The sequence below is a fragment of the Aquabacterium sp. NJ1 genome, from assembly GCF_000768065.1.
In the GTDB taxonomy this organism is placed as follows: Bacteria; Pseudomonadota; Gammaproteobacteria; order Burkholderiales; family Burkholderiaceae_C; genus Aquabacterium.
In genome coordinates this window covers 1,752,252-1,770,682 of record NZ_JRKM01000001.1, presented here as the reverse complement: position 1 = coordinate 1,770,682, position 18,431 = coordinate 1,752,252, and the positions used below count along the sequence as shown (strand labels likewise).

The window sequence follows — 18,431 nt, the reverse complement described above, 5'->3', positions numbered from 1 at the left end:
CCGGAAGGAATTTCAAATGGCTAAGTTTCAACCCAAGGTAGCAGACGAAGGTCGTGACGACGGTCTGCGCGAGAAGATGATCCAGGTGAACCGCGTGACCAAAGTGGTCAAGGGCGGCCGGATCATGGGCTTCGCAGCTCTGACCGTTGTTGGCGATGGCGATGGCCGCGTTGGCATGGGCAAGGGCAAGGCGCGTGAAGTGCCGCTGGCTGTTCAAAAGGCCATGGACCAGGCTCGTCGCAACATGGTCAAGGTACCCCTGAAGAACGGTTCCGTTCACCACAACCTGGTGGGCGAGCACGGTGCAGCCAAGGTGCTGCTGGCTCCGGCTCCTGCTGGTACCGGCATCATCGCGGGTGGCCCGATGCGCGCTGTGTTCGAAGTTCTGGGCATCACCGACGTGGTCGCCAAGAGCCTCGGTTCCAGCAACCCTTACAACATGGTTCGCGCCACGTTCGATGCCTTGAACAAGGCAACGACCCCGGCCGAAGTCGCTGCCAAGCGCGGTCTGACTGTTGAAGAGATCTTCAACTGATCGTCGGAGAGCTGACATGAGCGAAAAGAAAACTGTCACCGTCAAGCTGGTTCGCAGCCCCATCGGCACCCGTGCCGACCACCGTGCCACCGTGGCCGGTCTGGGCCTGCGCCGTCTGAACGGCACCCGCGTCCTGGAAGACACGCCTGCTGTGCGCGGCATGATCAACAAGGTCCGCTACATGGTCGTGGTGGTCTAAACCACCGCAGCTTTGGGGAATACCATGCAACTCAATACCATCAAGCCTTCTGAAGGCGCCAAGCATGCCAAGCGCCGTGTCGGCCGCGGCATCGGCTCCGGTCTGGGCAAGACCGCTGGTCGCGGTCACAAGGGTCAGAAGTCGCGTTCGGGCGGCTACCACAAGGTCGGTTTCGAAGGCGGTCAAATGCCTCTGCAACGCCGTCTGCCCAAGCGCGGTTTCAAGTCGCACCTGCTGAAGTACAACGCCGAGATCACTCTGGGCGAACTGCAAGCACTGGGCGCGGCTGAAGTCGACGTGCTGTCCCTGAAGGCCGCCGGTCTGATCCCTCAGATCGCCAAGGTCGTCAAGGTCATCAAGTCAGGTGAACTGACCTCCAAGGTCGTGCTCAAGGGTATCGGCGCAACCGCCGGTGCCAAGGTCGCGATCGAAGCCGCTGGCGGCTCGTTGGCTGAATAAGCCAAGAGCTCAGTAAGAACGTTAGAACCTGGAACGGACTCAAACGTGGCAACTTCTCCCACTCAACTGGCTCAAAGCGGCAAGTTTGGCGACCTTCAGCGTCGTCTGACTTTCCTGCTGCTGGCGCTGGTCGTCTACCGCATTGGCGCACACGTGCCTGTGCCCGGTATCGACCCGTCGCAGCTGCAGCAGTTGTTCAAGGGGCAGCAAGGTGGCATCCTGAGTCTGTTCAACATGTTCTCGGGCGGTGCGCTGTCGCGCTTCACCGTGTTCGCGCTGGGCATCATGCCTTACATCTCGTCGTCCATCATCATGCAGATGATGGGCTACGTGATCCCTCAGCTTGAGCAGCTCAAGAAAGAGGGCGAGGCGGGTCGTCGCAAGACGACGCAGTACACACGTTACGCGACGGTGGGCCTGGCATTGTTCCAGTCCTTCGGTATCGCTGTGGCCCTGGAAGGCACGGCCGGCCTGGTGATCAGCCCCGGTTTTGGGTTCCGCATGACCACCGTGATCAGCCTGACGGCTGGCACGATGTTCCTGATGTGGCTGGGCGAGCAGATCACCGAGCGTGGTCTGGGTAACGGTATCTCGATCCTGATTTTCGGCGGTATCGCTGCAGGTCTGCCCAATGCGATGGGTGGTCTGTTCGAGCTGATCCGCACTGGTGCCATGAGCATCCCGGCCGCTATCTTCATCGTGGCGCTGGTGGTTCTGGTGACTTACTTCGTGGTGTTTGTCGAACGTGGCCAGCGCAAGATCCTGGTCAACTACGCCAAGCGCCAGGTTGGCAACCGTGTGTACGGTGGTCAATCGTCGCACCTGCCCTTGAAGATCAACATGGCTGGTGTGATTCCCCCGATCTTCGCGTCGTCGATCATCCTGTTGCCGACGACGGCGGTGGGTTGGTTCGCCACAGGCGACAGCATGCGCTGGTTGAAAGACATCGCCAGCATGTTGTCCCCCGGTCAACCGATCTACGTGCTTTTGTATTCTGTGGCCATCGTCTTCTTCTGCTTCTTCTACACAGCGCTGGTGTTCAACAGCCGTGAGACAGCAGACAACCTGAAGAAGAGCGGTGCATTCATTCCTGGTATCCGCCCTGGTGACCAGACTGCGCGTTACATCGACAAGATCCTCGCCCGTCTGACCCTGGCTGGTGCTGTTTACATCACGGCCGTGTGCCTGCTGCCCGAGTTCCTCGTGCTCAAGTACAACGTTCCGTTCTATTTTGGTGGGACTTCGCTGCTGATCATCGTGGTTGTCACGATGGATTTCTGGGCACAAGTGCAGTCCTACGTCATGTCTCAGCAGTATGACTCTCTGCTGAAGAAGGCGAATTTCAAAGCAAGCTGAAGAGGGTCGGCTAAGGCCGAAACCCAGCAAGAAGGCTTAGGGCGTGTGAATCGCCCAGTGTTGAGTTGAGATCCAGTGTGGTCTCCTTGGCGGGCTTTCGTGTGAAGCTTGAACCGGGTTGTGTGTCCAGGCCACGTCCTCGGCAGAGTGTCTGCGCTACAATGCGCACCCTGCCTTGATGACAAAGTGGCAAAGGTGCTCGCCTGGTACGGTTTGAGTCGTGCTCGCATCGTGTTCCGGGCGAAGTGAGCTGAAGTTTTGGTGACCCCGGAAACGTGGGCGAATTTCCGTTGTTGAATCAACGGTTCAGGAGAAGACCATGAAAGTCTCGGCATCCGTCAAGAAGATGTGCCGTAATTGCAAAATCATCCGCCGCAAGGGCGTGGTTCGCGTGATCTGCACCGACCCCCGTCACAAGCAGCGTCAAGGCTGATCGCCTGACCTGGCGACGACACACGCGTTCAGAGGACAGTTATGGCACGTATTGCTGGCATCAACATTCCGCCGCACAAGCATACCGAAATCGGTCTGACTTCGATCTACGGCATTGGTCGCACGACCGCGCAGAAAATCTGCACGGCTGCAGGCATTCCCTTCGACAAGAAGATCAAGGAATTGACTGACGGCGACCTGGAAAAGATTCGTGAAGAAGTGGGCAAGCTCACCATTGAGGGTGACCTGCGCCGCGAGCTCTCGATGAATATCAAGCGACTGATGGACTTGGGCTGCTACCGCGGCTTCCGTCATCGCCGTGGCCTGCCCATGCGCGGTCAACGCACTCGCACGAATGCACGTACTCGCAAGGGTCCGCGCAAGGCGATCGCTGGCAAGAAGTGATCTGGGCTAATCGCTGAGTTCAAGAGAAAGACATCATGGCTAAAGCACCTGCGAACAGCGCTGCCCGTCGTGTGAGCAAGAAGGTCCGCAAGAACATTGCGGACGGCATCGCCCACGTGCACGCCTCGTTCAACAACACCATCATCACCATCACCGACCGTCAGGGCAATGCACTGTCCTGGGCTTCGTCGGGTGGTCAAGGCTTCAAGGGCTCGCGCAAGTCCACTCCTTTCGCTGCCCAGGTGGCCGCTGAAGTGGCTGGTCGCGCTGCTCAAGAACAAGGCATCAAGAACCTGGACGTCGAGATCAAGGGCCCTGGTCCTGGTCGTGAGTCGTCGGTGCGCGCCCTGGCTTCGCTGGGCATTCGCATCAACTCGATCTCCGACGTGACGCCCGTTCCTCACAACGGTTGCCGTCCTCAAAAGCGTCGCCGCATCTGATGCGTTGATGCTGACTGGCCGGGCTTGTCCGGCCAGATCACGACCTCGCTTACCTTGGCAGCAGGGTGTGCGGGGTTTGTGCGTTGCGCTATCTTGACAAAACTGCATGACAGTGGTGTACAGGCATGCGCACGGCTTGCTATAATCGCAAGTTCTCTGCGGTGGTGGGTAGTTGTGGGTGATTGATTTCGTATCAAGCCCTGCAAGCTGGCCCGCTGCCTTGATTTGAAGCCCACCGTCTGCGCGATTGTGTTTCGCCAGACTCGCGTCGGTCAACCGCGTTGCGCGGCCCCGGCGTCAGATTGATTACAAGGACACGAAAAGTGGCACGTTACCTCGGACCCAAGGCCAAACTGGCCCGCCGCGAAGGCACCGACCTGTTCCTCAAGAGCGCCCGCCGCCCCATCAGCGACAAGGCCAAGTTTGACACCAAGCCTGGTCAGCATGGCCGCACCTCCGGCTCGCGCACCTCTGACTTCGGTCTGCAACTGCGTGAAAAGCAGAAGGTCAAGCGCATGTACGGCGTGCTGGAGAAGCAATTCCGCCGTTACTTCGCCGAAGCCGAGCGTCGCAAGGGCAACACCGGCTCGAACCTGCTGTCGCTGCTGGAATCGCGCCTGGACAACGTCGTGTACCGCATGGGCTTTGCCTCCACCCGCGCTGAAGCTCGCCAGCTGGTGGGCCACAAGGGTGTGGTCGTGAACGGTCAAGTCGTGAACATCCCGTCTTACCTGGTCAAGGCCAATGACGTGGTGGCTGTGCGCGAGAAGGCCAAGAAGCAAGTCCGTGTGCAGGAAGCATACAAGCTGGCCGAGTCCATCGGCCTGCCCGGTTGGGTTTCTGTTGATGGCGCCAAGCTGGAAGGCGTCTTCAAGAAGACCCCGGACCGCGATGAGTTCGGTTCCGACATCAACGAATCGCTGATCGTCGAACTGTATTCTCGTTAATGCACGCAGTGGCTGCGCTTCACGGCTTGTTGGTCGTGTCGCGTGGCCTTGTGCATTTGTATTTCAGGGCCGGAGCAACCGCTCCGGTTGGTCCAGCAGCCTTATCGGTGTAACGAGCCGAGGGTATTGACAGGAAGACCTCATGCAAACGAATTTGCTGAAACCCAAAGCCATCCAGGTGGAACCGCTCGGCGGTCACCGCGCCAAGGTCACGCTCGAACCGTTCGAGCGCGGCTATGGCCACACCCTCGGCAACGCGCTGCGTCGCGTGCTGTTGTCGTCGATGGTCGGTTTCGCACCCACTGAAGTCACCATCGCTGGCGTGCTCCACGAATACTCCGCCATTGATGGCGTGCAGGAAGACGTGGTCCACATCATGTTGAACCTCAAGGGCGTGGTGTTCCGTCTGCACAACCGTGACGAAGTCACGCTGGTGCTGCGCAAGGATGGCGAAGGTCCCGTGACCGCCGCTGACATCCAGACACCTCACGACGTCGAGATCGTCAACCCTGGTCATGTGATCGCCCACCTGTCGCAAGGCGGCAAGCTGGACATGCAGATCAAGGTGGAAAAGGGCCGTGGTTACGTGCCTGGCAACATCCGTCGCTATGGTGAAGAGTCGAGCAAGGCCATTGGCCGCATCGTGCTGGACGCTTCCTTCTCGCCGGTTCGCCGCGTGAGCTACACGGTCGAAAGCGCCCGTGTGGAACAGCGTACCGACCTGGACAAGCTGGTCATGGAAATCGAAACCAACGGCGCCATTTCGCCTGAGGAAGCGATCCGTGCTTCGGCCAAGATCCTGGTTGAGCAGCTGGCTGTGTTCGCGCAGCTGGAAGGCTCCGAGATCGCCGCATTCGACGCGCCTGCCAAGTCGGCTCAGAACTTCGACCCGATCCTGCTGCGTCCTGTGGACGAGCTGGAACTGACGGTGCGTTCGGCCAACTGCCTGAAGGCCGAAAACATCTACTACATCGGCGACCTGATCCAGCGTACCGAAACCGAGCTGCTCAAGACCCCCAACCTGGGTCGCAAGTCGCTCAACGAGATCAAGGAAGTTCTGGCTTCCCGTGGTCTGGCCCTGGGTTCGCGCCTGGAAGCCTGGCCTCCCCAAGGTCTCGACAAGCGTTGATATTCTGAAGAATGCATGGCGCTCGAAAGAGGGCCATGCGGTGCACCCGGCGGTACCTTAATCCGGCCGCCGGTTTTATAAAGAAAGGACTAGCACCATGCGTCACGGAAATGGACTCCGTAAACTGAACCGCACTTCGTCGCACCGTCTGGCGATGCTGCGCAACATGGCCAACTCGCTGATCGAGCACGAAGCCATCAAGACCACCGTGCCCAAGGCCAAGGAACTGCGTCGCGTTGTCGAGCCGCTGATCACCCTGGCCAAGGAACCCACGCTGGCCAACAAGCGTCTGGCTTTTGACCGTCTGCGTAACCGCGACAACGTGGTCAAGCTGTTCAACGTGCTGGGCCCTCGCTTTGCCAAGCGCCCCGGCGGCTACACCCGCATCCTGAAGATGGGCTTCCGCGTGGGCGACAACGCCCCGATGGCCTACATGGAGCTGGTTGAGCGTACCGAAGAAGCTGCTGCCGAAGGCGCTGCTGAGTAAATCATCCATTCGCTGGCGCATGCGTATGCTGCGCTGGTGAAGCGATGTCGGCCTCAGGCCGGAAAGAGCCCGCAACGTGCAGACGCTGCGGGCTTTTTCTTGGGGCTTGCTGTTGGCTGCCAGCCCGGATGAGCGCCTGATTGGAATTGTTTTGTGCGAGTTGTAGCCAAAGCGTCAAAGTCGTGCCATAATAGCTGTCTCTGTCGCGGGGTGGAGCAGTCTGGTAGCTCGTTGGGCTCATAACCCAAAGGTCGTTGGTTCAAATCCGGCCCCCGCAACCAAATTCAAGACGATGAAGTCGCTGTCAATCGACACGGTTTCGTTGATCAACCGGCAGGCCTTCCAGAGGCCTCAAGCAAGCCGGATCACCGCATCTGACGCGGGGTGGAGCAGTCTGGTAGCTCGTCGGGCTCATAACCCGAAGGTCGTTGGTTCAAATCCGGCCCCCGCAACCAAAGCAAAGAAAAAGGCCCTCCATGCGAGGGCCTTTTTTGTTTGTGGCCCATCTATGGCCCACGTGTAGCCCATGTGTGGGCATGGCGCCTGGGGCGGCACTGCTTTGGCTCCATGAGGGGGCCGATTTTGTCATCCAAATAGGCGGTACAAAAACGTACCGCAGACGGTACCATATTGCTTTGACATGGCTCAAAGTTAATTTCGAGCCGGATTTGGCCCTACGCAGTTCCATGACGATTCGACCAACGCGCATAACCGTCCCCGTGGACGATGCCAGCTTGTGCCTGCACCGGTTCAGGCGAGCTGATGGGCGCGGCCCCGCGGTATTGATGTTGCACGGCATGATGTCCAACGGACGTGTCTTTTACAGCCGTTCGGGCAGGGGCTTGGCGCCGTGGCTGGCCGAGCGTGGCTATGATGTTTTTGTGGCAGACCTGCGCGGCAAAGGCTGTAGCACGCCGCGCATCGACCGGCATGCGCGACATGGTCAGAGCGAGATGATTGGCGTCGACTTGCCAGCCTTGCATGCCGCTGTCTTGCTTCACGCCCAGGCCAGTCAAGTGCATTGGGTGTCTCACTCGTGGGGTGGGGTGGTGATGAACAGCTGCCTGCTGCGCCATCCCTCCCTCATTGATCAGGTGGCCAGTGTGGTGCACTTCGCCGCCAAGCGCCGCGTGAGGGTTCGCAACATCCAGCGCAGAATAGAAATCGACCTGATGTGGAATGGGGTCTTGAAGCGCGTGACGCGTTGGATGGGCTACTTGCCCGCCAGGCAACTGCGCATCGGCGCAGACAACGAGACCCGCAAGACGCGTCGCCAGATTCAGGCCTGGGTCGAGGCGGAGCGCTGGGTGGATGATGAGGACGGCTTTGACTACGGCCTCGTTGCGCAGCACGTCAAGTTGCCGCCTACCCTTTATCTGGCTGCCATCGACGATCCTTGCCGGGGGAACCCGGAGGACGTGAAGCGCTTTCGTGCGGAGTCCGGCCCGCACCTGTCCCGAGTCCATGTGCTGTCGAAGCTGGGCGGCGCGAAGCATGACTACAACCACGTTAGCATCCTGACTCACCCGGACGCCGGCAGTGACCAATTCAAGTTGGCTGAAGCATGGTTGGAAGGCCGCCACGAGGCCGTGTCAGAGAAAGGCTGAGATCTTCACCTGGGCAGCCAACCCGCTGCCGCCCTGACCATGCCGAGCGCGGGTGCGACGAGACTGTGGACATACAAGGTGCCCTTCACTTCGGTGATGCCTGTCACTTCCGGGTAGCGTCCGCTGGGGTCCTGCAGGTCTGCGAGGATCTGGCCTTGCTCATTAAAGGCCAGTGCGTGGCCATATGGCTTGGGCACCGGCAACAAGAAATGGGGCAGGCGGAAGGAAGCCGCACGCAAGAAGGGCCAGGGCGCGAGCGCATCGGCCAGCGCGCTGCGGGCTTTGGGTAGCCCAACCCAGTAGCGGCCCGATTCGCCCTTGGTCAGGTTGTCGGGAAAGGCTGGCAGGTTGTCCAGGATCACGTGGGCCGTGTGACCCGGCAAGCGGAGGTCAAGCTGCCGCGCCGAGATGGGGATGCGCCAGATGCGATAGCGTCCTGTCTCTGCCACCAACAGTGATTGGCCATCTGAAGCCAGCACGATGCCGTTGGCGAACACCAGACCCGTGGCGATGACCTCCGTGGTGTGTGTCGCAGGGTCATGCACCAGCACCCGTCCGTTACCACGCTGCTCCAGAATCTCGGCCAGGCTCACCGCCATCGGGTCACCCCAGGGGCCAGGTTGGAAGCGGTGGCTGGCCTCGGTGAAATAGATGCGCCCATCCGGTGCGACGGCCACGGCGTCAACGAAGACGATGGCATCGGTGTCCGATACCCGATTGGTGATCAGGCTGACCTGGCCCTTGGGCGTCACACGCAGCAGGCCCTTGTAGGCATCCGCGGCGATGATGTTGCCGTCCCCGTCGAAGTCGAAGCCCAATACGCGCCCACCAGTGTCTGCCACGAGCTCCAGGTGGCTGCCATCGGGCTGCAGGCGCACGATGTGGCCATTGCTCAGTGCGGTGTACATCAAGCCGTCGGGGCCTTGGGCCACATGCTCGGGACCAGCCCCTGGCGCGAGTGGAATCTGACGCAGGTCGGCCAGCCGCTCGTTGCGCGCGTAGGGGCCGCTGTAGCCCGGCGAAGGTTGGGGCTGCCAAGCCACCGGCTGGACACCGGTGGGCCAGAAAAGCAGGTAGCCGACGGTGGCGACCAAGGCCAGCGCGGCGCTTGTCAGGAGGGGCTTTTTGATCATGGGTTCACCGGCAAGGTGGTCGGTACATTCAGGTGGTCGCAACGCGTCGAACAATGCGCGTCACCAAGCGAGGAGCCAGGCGTTGGAGGAGCACCAGCCAGCCCTCCTTGCCCGCGATCAACAGCCTGGGCTGGCGTTGGGCGAGCCCCTCAACGATCGCCTTGGCCACGCGCTGCGGCGACATGGCCTTGGACTGACCGGGGTCTCGCTGGCCATGGGTGCCGCCCTGTGCCGTGAGCGCGTGCATCGAGATGTCGGTGTTCACAAAGCCGGGGTAGGCCAGCATCACGTGCAGGCCTTGGCCCATGGTCTCGGTGCGAAGGGCCTCGAAGAAGCCATGCATGGCATGCTTGGCGGCGATGTAGGCCGAGCGATGTGGCGTGGCGATCAGCCCCAGCACGCTGGCCACTGCGACGATGCTGCCGCGTCCGCGACGGATCATGTCCGGCGCGACCAGTTTGGTCAGCTGCAACGGCCCGAAGTAGTTCACTGCCATGATCTTGCGGTCCACATCCAGGCTTGTTTCAAGGGCCATGGATCGGTGCGTGATGCCTGCGTTGTGCACCAGGACGTCCACCTGCCATCCGCAGGACTTGACGCGAGCGTAGGCCTGCTCAACCTCTTCGCTGGAGGCGAGATCGAAGGTCTCGATGCGGCATGTGGCGCCTTTGACGTTCAGGCCCTGGCAAATGGCCGCCGTCTTGTCCAAACCGGGCCGCTCGGATTCGGGGGCGGACAGGATGAGTCGAGCGCCTTGTGCCGCAAAGGCTTTGGCCAACTCGGCGCCGATACCGCGAGAGGCCCCGGTGATCCAGACCACCTGGCCCTCAAATGGAGTGATCGCCATGTCAGCCCTCTGTTTTCTTGGCGGTCAGGGCGTGGCCCATGCTGCTGGCGCCAAACGAGCGGCCCATCGCCACAACCTCGGCCTCGACCTTGGGCACGGCCACACGGGCCTTGCGTTTGACGAAAAACTCCCACAAGGGGCTCATGAAAAACTGACGTACCGCACCGATGGGAGCCAGCGCTGCGGGCACATAGGTTTTGCGTTGGCGCTGATTCACCGCGTTGACCATGGACTTGGCGCAATCCTCCACCGAGGTCACCACGTTGAATGGCCAAGGCAGTTGCTTGAGGGCATCGTTGAACGAGGCCAGTTCGCGTCGCTGGTCACGTACCAGGTCGGTGTCGATCCAGGCCGGGTAGACCACACCGACATCGACGCCTTTGTGGGCCACTTCCAGGCGCAAGGCATTGGCAAACTGGTCCACCCCGCTCTTGGATGCGGCATAGGCCGAGGTGCCCGGCATGGACTTGAGCGCCGCTGCCGACGAGACCAGCAGGAAATAGCCCTGGCTGTCCGTGATGGCAGGCAAGGTGGCGCTGACCGTTCGGATGACGCCGATCAGATTGACCTCCACCGTCTTGACGAGGGCGTCGACAGGGCTGACGGCCACCGTGCCATTGCTGGCGATGCCGGCGTTGGCGATCACCACATCGAGCCAGCCAAGGTGGGTCAGGGCTGCGTTCACGGCGCACTGCACCGAGTGGTGGTCGGTCACGTCGCATTCGGCCCAGCAATGGCGAGGGCCCAGTTCTTTCGCGAGGGCGGCCAGCCGATCGGCCTCCAGCCCCACCAGCGCCAAGGTGGCCCCCTGCGCAGCGAGTTGCCGCGCGGTCTCTGCGCCGATGCCTCTGGCTGCACCTGTGATCAGTACACGCTGTTCTCTTGGCTTCATGGTCAATTCCTTTGTGATTTCAATGCCAGCTCTCGCCATTGGCGGGCGATTTGCGCCACCGCTGTGCGCGATTCCCGGTGGACGCTCGCCAAGTTGATGAAGGCATGGCCCAGACGCGGAAAGTGCATGTGCTGAACGGGTGTGTCTGCTCGCCGCAGGTGGTGGACATAAGCCTGCCCTTCATCCTTCAGCATGTCGTAGCCAGCGGTGACGACCAGGGCAGGGGCCATCCCTGGCGGTACGCTGGCGAGCAGGGGGGAAACTCGCTCGTCCTTGGCGAGAGCCTGGACGTCCCCCAGATAAGCCCCGTAGAACGTTTCTCTCTCGGTGCGGTCGAGGAAGTAGCCCGCACCGAACTGGGCGTGCGATGGCCGTTTTGCCGACAAATCGGTTCCCGGGTAGATCAGCAATTGCGCGACGACAGGCTGCCCCTCTTGGGCCAGGCGAGCCGCCGTGACGGCGGCCAGGTTGGCGCCTGCGCTGTCGCCGGCCAATGCCATGCCTGTCGCCCCGATGGTGCCAAGCTCCTTGAGCGCCCAGCGCGCGCTGGCCATGGCGTCGTCGACCGCCGCAGGAAATGGTGCCTCTGGTGCGAGCCGGTAGGCCACGGACAACAAGGGCATGCCGCTGCCCTCACACAACAAACGGCAAGCATCGTCGTGGGTGTCCAGGTCTCCCATGATGAAACCCCCACCGTGGAAAAACACGGTCAGTGGTGCCAGGCCGGAAGGCGAACTGGGGCGATAAAGACGGGCCGCCAGCGTGCCGTGATCGGTCGGGATGGACAGGTCTTGCGAGGAGCCGATGTCAAAGCCTACTTGGAAGGCGGCCATGTCCGCGCGAAACCGCTGGCGCGTGGCCAGGGCCGAGCCGTCTCGGTGGCCCAGGCGCCTGAGACGTCGCAGCACCTGAAGGAATGGCGCGAGTTGATCAACTGCATGGGCATCTGGCCTGGGCGGGTGGTCACCGGCACCCAACAAGTGGTCCAGGCCGCGCAGGAATCGGCCTTTGGCTCGGTTTGGCTTCATGCGCTGGCCCTGGCGCTGCCGGGTGCAGATGCCGTTGAGGCAAGGCGTCGCCCTGCATAGTCCTTCTCTGCAACCTTGCTCGCGGCCTGTGCATAGCTGAAGGTGAAGCCAGGCCAGATGCTGGAATTGCGACCGGTCTCGTCCAGGTACCAGCTCTCGCAGCCGCCAGCCACCCACACGGTGCCTCGCATCATTTTTTCGATCCGTGCCAGAAAGCGCTGCTGGGCCGAGGCTGTTGGCTCCACCGCGTCGTAGCCATGGGCTTGCGCCAGTTTGATCACGCCCACGATGTGCCGGGCCTGAGCCTCCAGCATGTACACCACGGAGGTGTGGCCCAGCCCGATGTTGGGGCCGTGCAGCAGGTACAGGTTGGGAAAGCCGTGAACCGTGGTGCCCATATAGGCCTGGGGGCTGCTCTTCCAGGACGAGGCCAGCGTGTGGCCCTTGCCATCATGAATCAGGTGGGCGAAAGGCAGGTCCTTGGTCTGGAAACCGGTCCCATAGATGATGGTGTCTACCGGCCTGAACACGCCGTCCTGCCCGATGACGCCGTCCGGCAAGACCTGCTTGATGCCATCGGTGATGACTTCGACATTGGCTTGCGCCAGCGCCGGGTAGTAGGTGTTCGAGATCAGGATCCGCTTGCAGCCCAGGGTGTAGTCGGGCGTGAGCTTCTTGCGCAAGCCTGGGTCCTTCACGGCCGCATGCATGTGCTTGAGCGCCTTGGCTTGCGCGCGCGCCATGAGCCGCGGGTGCAGGAAACCCAGGGCCAGGGCCTCGCGGTGAACATAGATTTGCGCGCGCGCGAGCTTTTGCAGCCAGGGCAGCTTGCGAAACAAGGACCGGGCAAACGGTGAAATGGGGCCGTCGTGGCGAGGCATGACCCAAGGTGGCGTGCGCTGGAACACATGCATTTGCGCCACGTCTGGCTGGATGGCGGGAATGAACTGCAATGCAGAAGCCCCGGTGCCCATGACCGCAACGCGTTTGCCCTTTGGTTTGAAGCTTCTGGGCCAGTTGGCCGAGTGGAAGACCTCGCCCTTGAACGAATCCAGCCCCGGCAGCTTGGGCATCAACGGGTCGCTCAAAGAGCCGAAAGCGCCAACCAGGTGACGGGCGCGCACTTCACCTTGGCTGGTCTGCAGGATCCAGGTGGCGCTGGCCTCGTCCCACTTGGCTTGATGGACGTCGTGGTTCAGTCGCAGGTGGGGCGTCAGCCCCAACTCCTGCGCGCATCGCTTCAGGTAGCTCAGGATTTCGCCTTGGGGCGAAAAAGCCCGACTCCAGTCCGGGTTGGGTGCGAAGGAGAACGAATACAGATGGGACTGCACGTCGCAGGCGCACCCCGGGTAGCTGTTGTCTCGCCACACCCCACCGACATCGCCAGCTCGCTCGAGGATGAGGAAGTCCTCGACACCGGCTCGCCTCAGGTAATGGGCCGTGGCCAACCCACCAAAGCCTGAACCGACGATGGCGACGTGGGTGGCAGCGAAGCCGTTTGAAGTGGATGAACCGTTTTGCAGAGCCATGGCGCGAGGAAACAGAAAAGTGGTACAAAAGTGTACCGCAATAATCCAAGTCTCGCTTTTGCGTTTCCCACTCATTCATGGCCCCGACGAAAGATGGCATTTCACCGCGCAGTCGCCTGATCGCTGGCATGGCCAAGGTGTTGGAACAACGGGCGCTGTCCGAGCTCTACGCCGACGATGTGGTGAAAGAAGCCGGGGTGTCCAAGCGGACCTTCTACCAACACTTTGCCAACAAGGAAGCCTGCTTCCTGGCGCTGTACCGAGAGAACAGTGCGCGGGTGCTGGGCGTCCTCCAAGAGGCCTCGGGTACCCCCGGTCTCTCGGCGCTGGAGCGCATCCAGTTGGGGGCCAAGGCTTACCTGTCGTTCATGCAGGAGCAGTCCGCGCTGATGAAGCGGCTGTACATCGACATCTTGTACCTGGGCACGGAAGGCATGAAGGCCAAGCGAGAGGTGCTGCATCAGTTTGCGGACGTGCTGGTGGCCGCCTATGACGCGGAGCGTGCGCTGCTGCCGTCACTCCCGCCCCTGGATCCCGAATCGGTTCTGGCGATCGTGGCCGGCATCAACGAATTGATCCTTTTCAAGATCGAAGATGGGCAGGCAGACCGCCTGAGTGATCTTGAGAACGTCAGTCAACGGCTGATCTTGGGTCAGCTTCTCTTGAGCCAAAGCCACGGTTCACCCAGTTGACAGGCCGAATCATCGTTGCGTGAGAGAGCGGGGCAAAACTCGGTGGCCGCCAACAGGCCTTCACTCAGACGGATGCGAGTCATGACCTGCCGCCTATAGGTGTTTACAACGCCGCGCAGCATGCGCTTCGATCTTCCTGGACCATCACGCGCAGGCAAGGTCGACCAGCAACCGAAATGGCTAGACCGAGCTGTTTGCAAGTACCTCCGTGGTGTAGCGCTCAGCGGCGGCGAAAGGGGCGCCGGATCGGCGCATTCATCTTGCCTGAGTTGCTCAAGGTTCGCCGCGCAATACAAAAGGCAACTTGCTGGACCTTGCTTCAACCACCTTGCTCGAGTGCAGCTTGGGGCCTGTGCAGGCCCGCCGTTACCGGATGACACCTGAATGAGGCGATGCGGCATGGCTTCATTTGCTCTGAAGCAAGCCTTGCACAACGCGGTTCAACACCATCAGCACACGCGACGAGGCCGCTGCCACGTCAGGTGAACTGGCAACGATCTGCGCAGCCTCCACCAGCGACGACAACAACAGTCTGGCTAGAACCTCCAGTCCAGCGGTCTCCACCAAGTCAGCTGGCGCATGAAGTTGGATCAACTGGGTAATCAAGCCCAGCGAATGCCGCATGTCGATTTCCCTGCAAGCCACGTTACCAAGGGCTGCAGGGCCGTCCAGAAAAAGCACGCGTACGTAACGCGCTTCGCTGGCGCTGATCACAAAAGCCTGCAATGCACTCTCTACGGAGGCCGAAGGCATGGTGGCAGTCGTGGCGACGACATCAATCAATTGCCGGGAAAGCTGCTCGTACACCGCGCAGAACAAGGCTCGTTTGTCCTTGAAATGGTGGTAGATCGCACCCTTGGTCGTTCCCACGTCGGCGGCGATGTCGTCCAGAGAAGTGCCCGCGTAACCATGCAGAACGAAGCGTTCCGTTGCCGCGCTGATGAGCGCCGCACGTGTAGCCGCCGCATGGACATCCCGAAGCCGTTTGACAGCGTCAGTCTTCTTTCGCATACTGTTAGTATCTGACATCTTTTGGGTATCTCAAATGGGGCATGTACACGGTGAACCGCAGGTGAAGGCCACCGAGGGTATTTTCGACTACGTGATCGTCGGCGGCGGATCTGCCGGGTGCGTTCTGGCAAATCGCTTGAGTGCCGACCCTGGCGTGACCGTGTGCCTTCTGGAGGCGGGGCCTGCGGACACCAACTGGGCGATCCACATCCCGGCGGGAATGCTCTGGCTCATGCGCAGCAAGGTGCTCAATTGGCAATTCCACACGGAGCCCGAGCCTGCCCTTGCGCGGCGCCGCCTCTTTTGGCCTCGTGGGCGCACGCTGGGCGGTAGCAGTTCTATCAATGCGATGTGCTACACGAGGGGCCATCCGCGTGACTACGATGCCTGGGAGGCCGAAGGCAATCGCGGCTGGGCCTTCCGTGATGTCCTGCCTTATTTCAAGCGATCAGAGGATCAGGCGCGTGGGCCGTCAGCATTCCATGGTGTCGGGGGCCCGCTGCATGTGTCAGATTTTGAGGCGCCGACTGCACTGACACAGACATTCATAGAGGCGGGACAGCAAGCGGGCTTCCCGCATTGCACCGACTTCAATGGGGCAGACCTGGAAGGCGTCGGCTTGTTCCAGACGACACAGAAAAGGGGTTTGCGCTGGAGCACGGCAAAGGGTTATCTGTCCCCGGCAAGAGCGCGCCCGAACCTCAAGATCGTGACCAACGCGCATGCCCAAAGGGTCGTGTTTGAGGGGCTTCGCGCTTGTGGCGTTGTGGCGCAGAGGGAGGGGGGCATCCCAAGCTACTTTGCTGCCCGACGGGAGGTCATCCTGTCCGCTGGTGCCGTGCAAAGCCCACAACTGCTGATGCTCTCCGGCGTCGGGCCAGGATCCCATCTGGCACATCATGGTCTCAGGCCCATCGTGGACCTTCCTGGGGTCGGGCAAAATTTGCAGGACCATCTGGATGTCATGGTGGTCCACCAGGGCAGGCGAGCGCGCTCAACGGGCCTCACCCCGTTGACCTTGTTGAAGGGACCATGGGAGCTGGCCAGGCTGGCGCTTCAGGGGGCCGGCATGCTGACGAGCAACGGCGCCGAGGGCAATGCTTTCATCAAGAGCTCACCAGAGGAGCCTGTCCCCGATCTGCAGCTGCATTTCATGCCGGCACGATTACGGGACCATGGCAGAGATCTGCGCTATCTCGCCGGGCAGGGGTTTTCAATGCACGTGTGCTTTCTTCGGCCCAAGAGCCGAGGGCACATCTCTCTTGCTTCGGCCGACCCTATGGCAGCGCCCGCCATCCACGCGAACTACCTGTCGCACCCTGAAGACCTGCGCAAGATGATTCTGGGTATTCGACAAGTGCGGCGCATCTTTGCCGCATCGGCATTCGATCTGGATCGTGGCGACGAGCTCATGCCTGGTAAGCAAGCGCAGAGTGATGCAGAACTTGAAGCCTTCATCCGCAGCCATGCCGAGACCATCTATCACCCGGTGGGTACATGTCGCATGGGGCCTGGGGACAATCCGATGAGCGTGGTGGATCACGAGCTGCGTGTGCACGGTACGCAAGGCCTTCGCGTGGTTGATGCTTCGATCATGCCCACCTTGGTGGGGGGCAATACGAATGCCCCAACCGTGATGATTGCGGAAAAGGCCTCGGACATGTTGCTGCGCAGTGGATCGAGCCTCGCCTGACTCGGACTCACCGGGCTGCCGTGAAGATGTTCAGGACGGCTGCAGCCACCTTCTCCTGCGCGCCTCTTGAATGGCATCGGCCTTCGAGTGGACACCTGGCTTGGTGTAAGTGCCTCGTCTGTGATGCCTGAGCGTATTCAGGGGCATCTGAAGACGTTGAGCAGCGTCCTCATACGCATGGAGGGACGAGTGGCCGTACCCTTGAACATGTTGCCAACGGAAATTTCCAGCGGGCTCAACCGTGAGAAGTGATCACGGACGATGTTCACGCAAGAGCTGTATGGCGCGCTCCGCGATTGGTGATACGTATCCACGACCGTAAAAGATGGCGATCTGTCGCTTGATGATGGAGCGAGGCAACGGCCTGGTCACCAGCCCTTCAGGCAAATGATGGGCCGGCGTATCGGTGGGGATCAAGGTCACCAACTGTGAAGTGGCTGTCGCGAACAACAGTGTCTCAAGCGTGTTGGCCTCGACCATGACCCTTGAGGCGCGCAAACCCATCGAACGCAAGGTTTGCTCCGCAACCTGGCGTGCGGCTTCATCAGGTCCAGGGGCTGCGACCTCCAGTCCTTCCAGGTCGGCCGCCGTCAATTCATTTTTGGTGGCCAAGGGGTGAGCCTGGCTGAACACCATTGAGAAGCCTTCTTCGTACAGAACTTCAAAGCTCAGGCTATCTGGAATCTGCGGGGGGACCGGTCCTACGGCGAAACTGAGGCGTTGTTGTTCCAGCAGCGCAAAGAGCTCGTCGCCAAAGGCCGTTCTGATGTTCAAAACGGCGGCAGGGCGCTCTTGCCTCAAGCGTGGGAAAAGCGCGCTCAGCACAAAATGGGACGTCGCAGGCGTCATGCCCAGGCGTAACAACCCCGCGTGGCCGCCCCCAATGTCACGTGCAGCCTGTAAACCATCTTCGAGCGCCGCCGCCGCGTGACAGGCCTGCTCATAAAACGCGCGACCAGCATCTGTTAATTCGATGCCACGAGGCAGGCGCGTCACCAACGCCGTCCCGGCGTCGCGCTCCAGTCGCGCGATTGCCTTGCTGAGCGCGGGCTGACTCAAGCCCAGGACCTCCGCCGCACGCCCCATGCCACGGCACCTGGCCACCTCGATGAAATACAGCACTTCAGTCGATAGCATGACATGCCTGAAAGTTATGGGTCTGTATTGTATTGGCTATTTGATTTCATGCCTGAACTTGCCCACCATACCCATGAACTTTCCTTGGGTCCATCATGAAGCACTATTCATCTTTCCGTGAGTTCTATCCGTTCTACCTCTCCCAACACAGCAATCCCGTGTGCCGTAACCTGCACATCGTTGGGACCTTGCTGGGGTTTGCGGTGACCTTGTTTGCTGTGATCTCCCAGGACTGGTGGGTCATCCTGGCTGGGCCCGTTGTCGGATATGGGTTCTCCTGGGTGGGGCATTTCGTCTTCGAAAAGAACAAGCCTGCGACCTTCAACTGGCCCTTGTACAGCTTCCTCGGTGATTGGAAGATGGTGTGGGAGGCCATGACAAGAGGTCGCTGGCTGTTGTCTGAATCGCGAAGGGATGTCCATTGACGAGCGGAGTGCTCCTCTTCGATGCAACGGTTCTGGCCGTCACGGTGG

Annotated in this window: 21 protein-coding genes and 2 tRNA genes; 16 read left to right on the top strand and 7 right to left on the bottom strand. The window is 60.9% G+C overall.

The window, feature by feature from the left end; all coding sequences use genetic code 11:
* The first annotated feature begins 16 nt into the window (after positions 1–16).
* The 13 genes from rpsE to JY96_RS07525 all read left to right on the top strand — a co-directional run bounded on the left by rpsE (position 17) and on the right by JY96_RS07525 (position 7,996).
* Positions 17–535 carry a 30S ribosomal protein S5 gene (gene rpsE, locus JY96_RS07585; protein WP_035036311.1) on the top strand — a complete coding sequence of 173 codons (519 nt, stop codon included), beginning with the start codon at positions 17–19 and terminating at the stop codon, positions 533–535.
* 16 nt (positions 536–551) lie between these two features.
* Positions 552–734, top strand: a complete 183-nt coding sequence (rpmD, locus tag JY96_RS07580; RefSeq protein ID WP_035036309.1) for a 50S ribosomal protein L30 — start codon at positions 552–554, stop codon at positions 732–734.
* 24 nt (positions 735–758) lie between these two features.
* Positions 759–1,193: a 50S ribosomal protein L15 gene (gene rplO / locus JY96_RS07575; protein WP_035036307.1), complete on the top strand. Its 435-nt coding sequence runs from the start codon at positions 759–761 to the stop codon at positions 1,191–1,193.
* A 45-nt stretch (positions 1,194–1,238) separates the two neighbouring features.
* A complete protein-coding gene (gene secY, locus JY96_RS07570; protein WP_035036304.1) occupies positions 1,239–2,549 on the top strand; it encodes a preprotein translocase subunit SecY in 1,311 nt (436 codons plus the stop codon).
* A gap of 319 nt (positions 2,550–2,868) precedes the next feature.
* A complete protein-coding gene (rpmJ, locus tag JY96_RS07565) occupies positions 2,869–2,982 on the top strand; it encodes a 50S ribosomal protein L36 (RefSeq protein ID WP_035036301.1) in 114 nt (37 codons plus the stop codon).
* Between the two features lie 41 nt (positions 2,983–3,023).
* The gene (gene rpsM / locus JY96_RS07560) at positions 3,024–3,386 is read left to right on the top strand and encodes a 30S ribosomal protein S13 (RefSeq protein ID WP_035036299.1); all 363 of its coding nucleotides are present in this window, start codon (positions 3,024–3,026) and stop codon (positions 3,384–3,386) included.
* A 35-nt stretch (positions 3,387–3,421) separates the two neighbouring features.
* On the top strand, positions 3,422–3,826 hold the full coding sequence (gene rpsK / locus JY96_RS07555) for a 30S ribosomal protein S11 (RefSeq protein ID WP_035036296.1): 405 nt from the start codon (positions 3,422–3,424) through the stop codon (positions 3,824–3,826).
* 323 nt (positions 3,827–4,149) lie between these two features.
* Positions 4,150–4,773, top strand: coding sequence for a 30S ribosomal protein S4 (gene rpsD, locus JY96_RS07550; protein WP_035036295.1), 624 nt, complete (start codon positions 4,150–4,152; stop codon positions 4,771–4,773).
* A 142-nt stretch (positions 4,774–4,915) separates the two neighbouring features.
* The gene (gene rpoA / locus JY96_RS07545) at positions 4,916–5,902 is read left to right on the top strand and encodes a DNA-directed RNA polymerase subunit alpha (RefSeq protein ID WP_035036291.1); all 987 of its coding nucleotides are present in this window, start codon (positions 4,916–4,918) and stop codon (positions 5,900–5,902) included.
* Between the two features lie 97 nt (positions 5,903–5,999).
* Complete coding sequence (rplQ, locus tag JY96_RS07540; protein WP_035036289.1) at positions 6,000–6,389, top strand: 50S ribosomal protein L17; 390 nt, start codon at positions 6,000–6,002, stop codon at positions 6,387–6,389.
* 204 nt (positions 6,390–6,593) lie between these two features.
* Positions 6,594–6,670, top strand: a tRNA-Met gene (locus tag JY96_RS07535).
* A 97-nt stretch (positions 6,671–6,767) separates the two neighbouring features.
* Positions 6,768–6,844: transfer RNA gene (locus JY96_RS07530), tRNA-Met, on the top strand.
* A gap of 264 nt (positions 6,845–7,108) precedes the next feature.
* A complete protein-coding gene (locus JY96_RS07525; RefSeq protein WP_200883450.1) occupies positions 7,109–7,996 on the top strand; it encodes an alpha/beta hydrolase in 888 nt (295 codons plus the stop codon).
* 5 nt (positions 7,997–8,001) lie between these two features.
* Here JY96_RS07525 and JY96_RS07520 read toward each other — a convergent pair whose 3' ends face one another.
* From JY96_RS07520 to JY96_RS07500, 5 genes are read right to left on the bottom strand one after another with little or no spacing between them, the layout of a single operon-like run.
* Positions 8,002–9,129 carry an SMP-30/gluconolactonase/LRE family protein gene (locus JY96_RS07520; RefSeq protein ID WP_035036286.1) on the bottom strand — a complete coding sequence of 376 codons (1,128 nt, stop codon included), beginning with the start codon at positions 9,127–9,129 and terminating at the stop codon, positions 8,002–8,004.
* A gap of 28 nt (positions 9,130–9,157) precedes the next feature.
* Positions 9,158–9,976: an SDR family oxidoreductase gene (locus JY96_RS07515; protein ID WP_035036283.1), complete on the bottom strand. Its 819-nt coding sequence runs from the start codon at positions 9,974–9,976 to the stop codon at positions 9,158–9,160.
* Position 9,977: 1 nt separating this feature from the next.
* Positions 9,978–10,868: an SDR family oxidoreductase gene (locus tag JY96_RS07510; protein WP_035036279.1), complete on the bottom strand. Its 891-nt coding sequence runs from the start codon at positions 10,866–10,868 to the stop codon at positions 9,978–9,980.
* 2 nt (positions 10,869–10,870) lie between these two features.
* Entirely contained in the window at positions 10,871–11,896 is a 1,026-nt protein-coding gene (locus tag JY96_RS07505; RefSeq protein ID WP_052162249.1) for an alpha/beta hydrolase, read from the bottom strand.
* Positions 11,893–13,425 carry an NAD(P)/FAD-dependent oxidoreductase gene (locus tag JY96_RS07500; protein ID WP_035036277.1) on the bottom strand — a complete coding sequence of 511 codons (1,533 nt, stop codon included), beginning with the start codon at positions 13,423–13,425 and terminating at the stop codon, positions 11,893–11,895. The genes JY96_RS07505 and JY96_RS07500 overlap by 4 nt, the downstream gene beginning before the upstream one ends.
* 128 nt (positions 13,426–13,553) lie before the next feature.
* Between JY96_RS07500 and JY96_RS07495 the strand changes: the two genes are divergently transcribed.
* Complete coding sequence (locus JY96_RS07495; RefSeq protein WP_035036275.1) at positions 13,554–14,117, top strand: TetR/AcrR family transcriptional regulator; 564 nt, start codon at positions 13,554–13,556, stop codon at positions 14,115–14,117.
* A gap of 405 nt (positions 14,118–14,522) precedes the next feature.
* Here JY96_RS07495 and JY96_RS07490 read toward each other — a convergent pair whose 3' ends face one another.
* Positions 14,523–15,128: a TetR/AcrR family transcriptional regulator gene (locus tag JY96_RS07490; protein WP_052162248.1), complete on the bottom strand. Its 606-nt coding sequence runs from the start codon at positions 15,126–15,128 to the stop codon at positions 14,523–14,525.
* 61 nt (positions 15,129–15,189) lie between these two features.
* On the opposite strand from JY96_RS07490, the gene JY96_RS07485 reads away from it, so the two are divergent.
* A complete protein-coding gene (locus JY96_RS07485; RefSeq protein WP_235333874.1) occupies positions 15,190–16,821 on the top strand; it encodes a GMC family oxidoreductase in 1,632 nt (543 codons plus the stop codon).
* Positions 16,822–17,073: 252 nt separating this feature from the next.
* Here JY96_RS07485 and JY96_RS07480 read toward each other — a convergent pair whose 3' ends face one another.
* A complete protein-coding gene (locus tag JY96_RS07480; protein ID WP_035036273.1) occupies positions 17,074–17,958 on the bottom strand; it encodes a LysR family transcriptional regulator in 885 nt (294 codons plus the stop codon).
* 95 nt (positions 17,959–18,053) lie between these two features.
* On the opposite strand from JY96_RS07480, the gene JY96_RS07475 reads away from it, so the two are divergent.
* The gene (locus JY96_RS07475) at positions 18,054–18,383 is read left to right on the top strand and encodes a DUF962 domain-containing protein (protein WP_035036271.1); all 330 of its coding nucleotides are present in this window, start codon (positions 18,054–18,056) and stop codon (positions 18,381–18,383) included.
* The last annotated feature ends 48 nt before the right edge of the window (positions 18,384–18,431 follow it).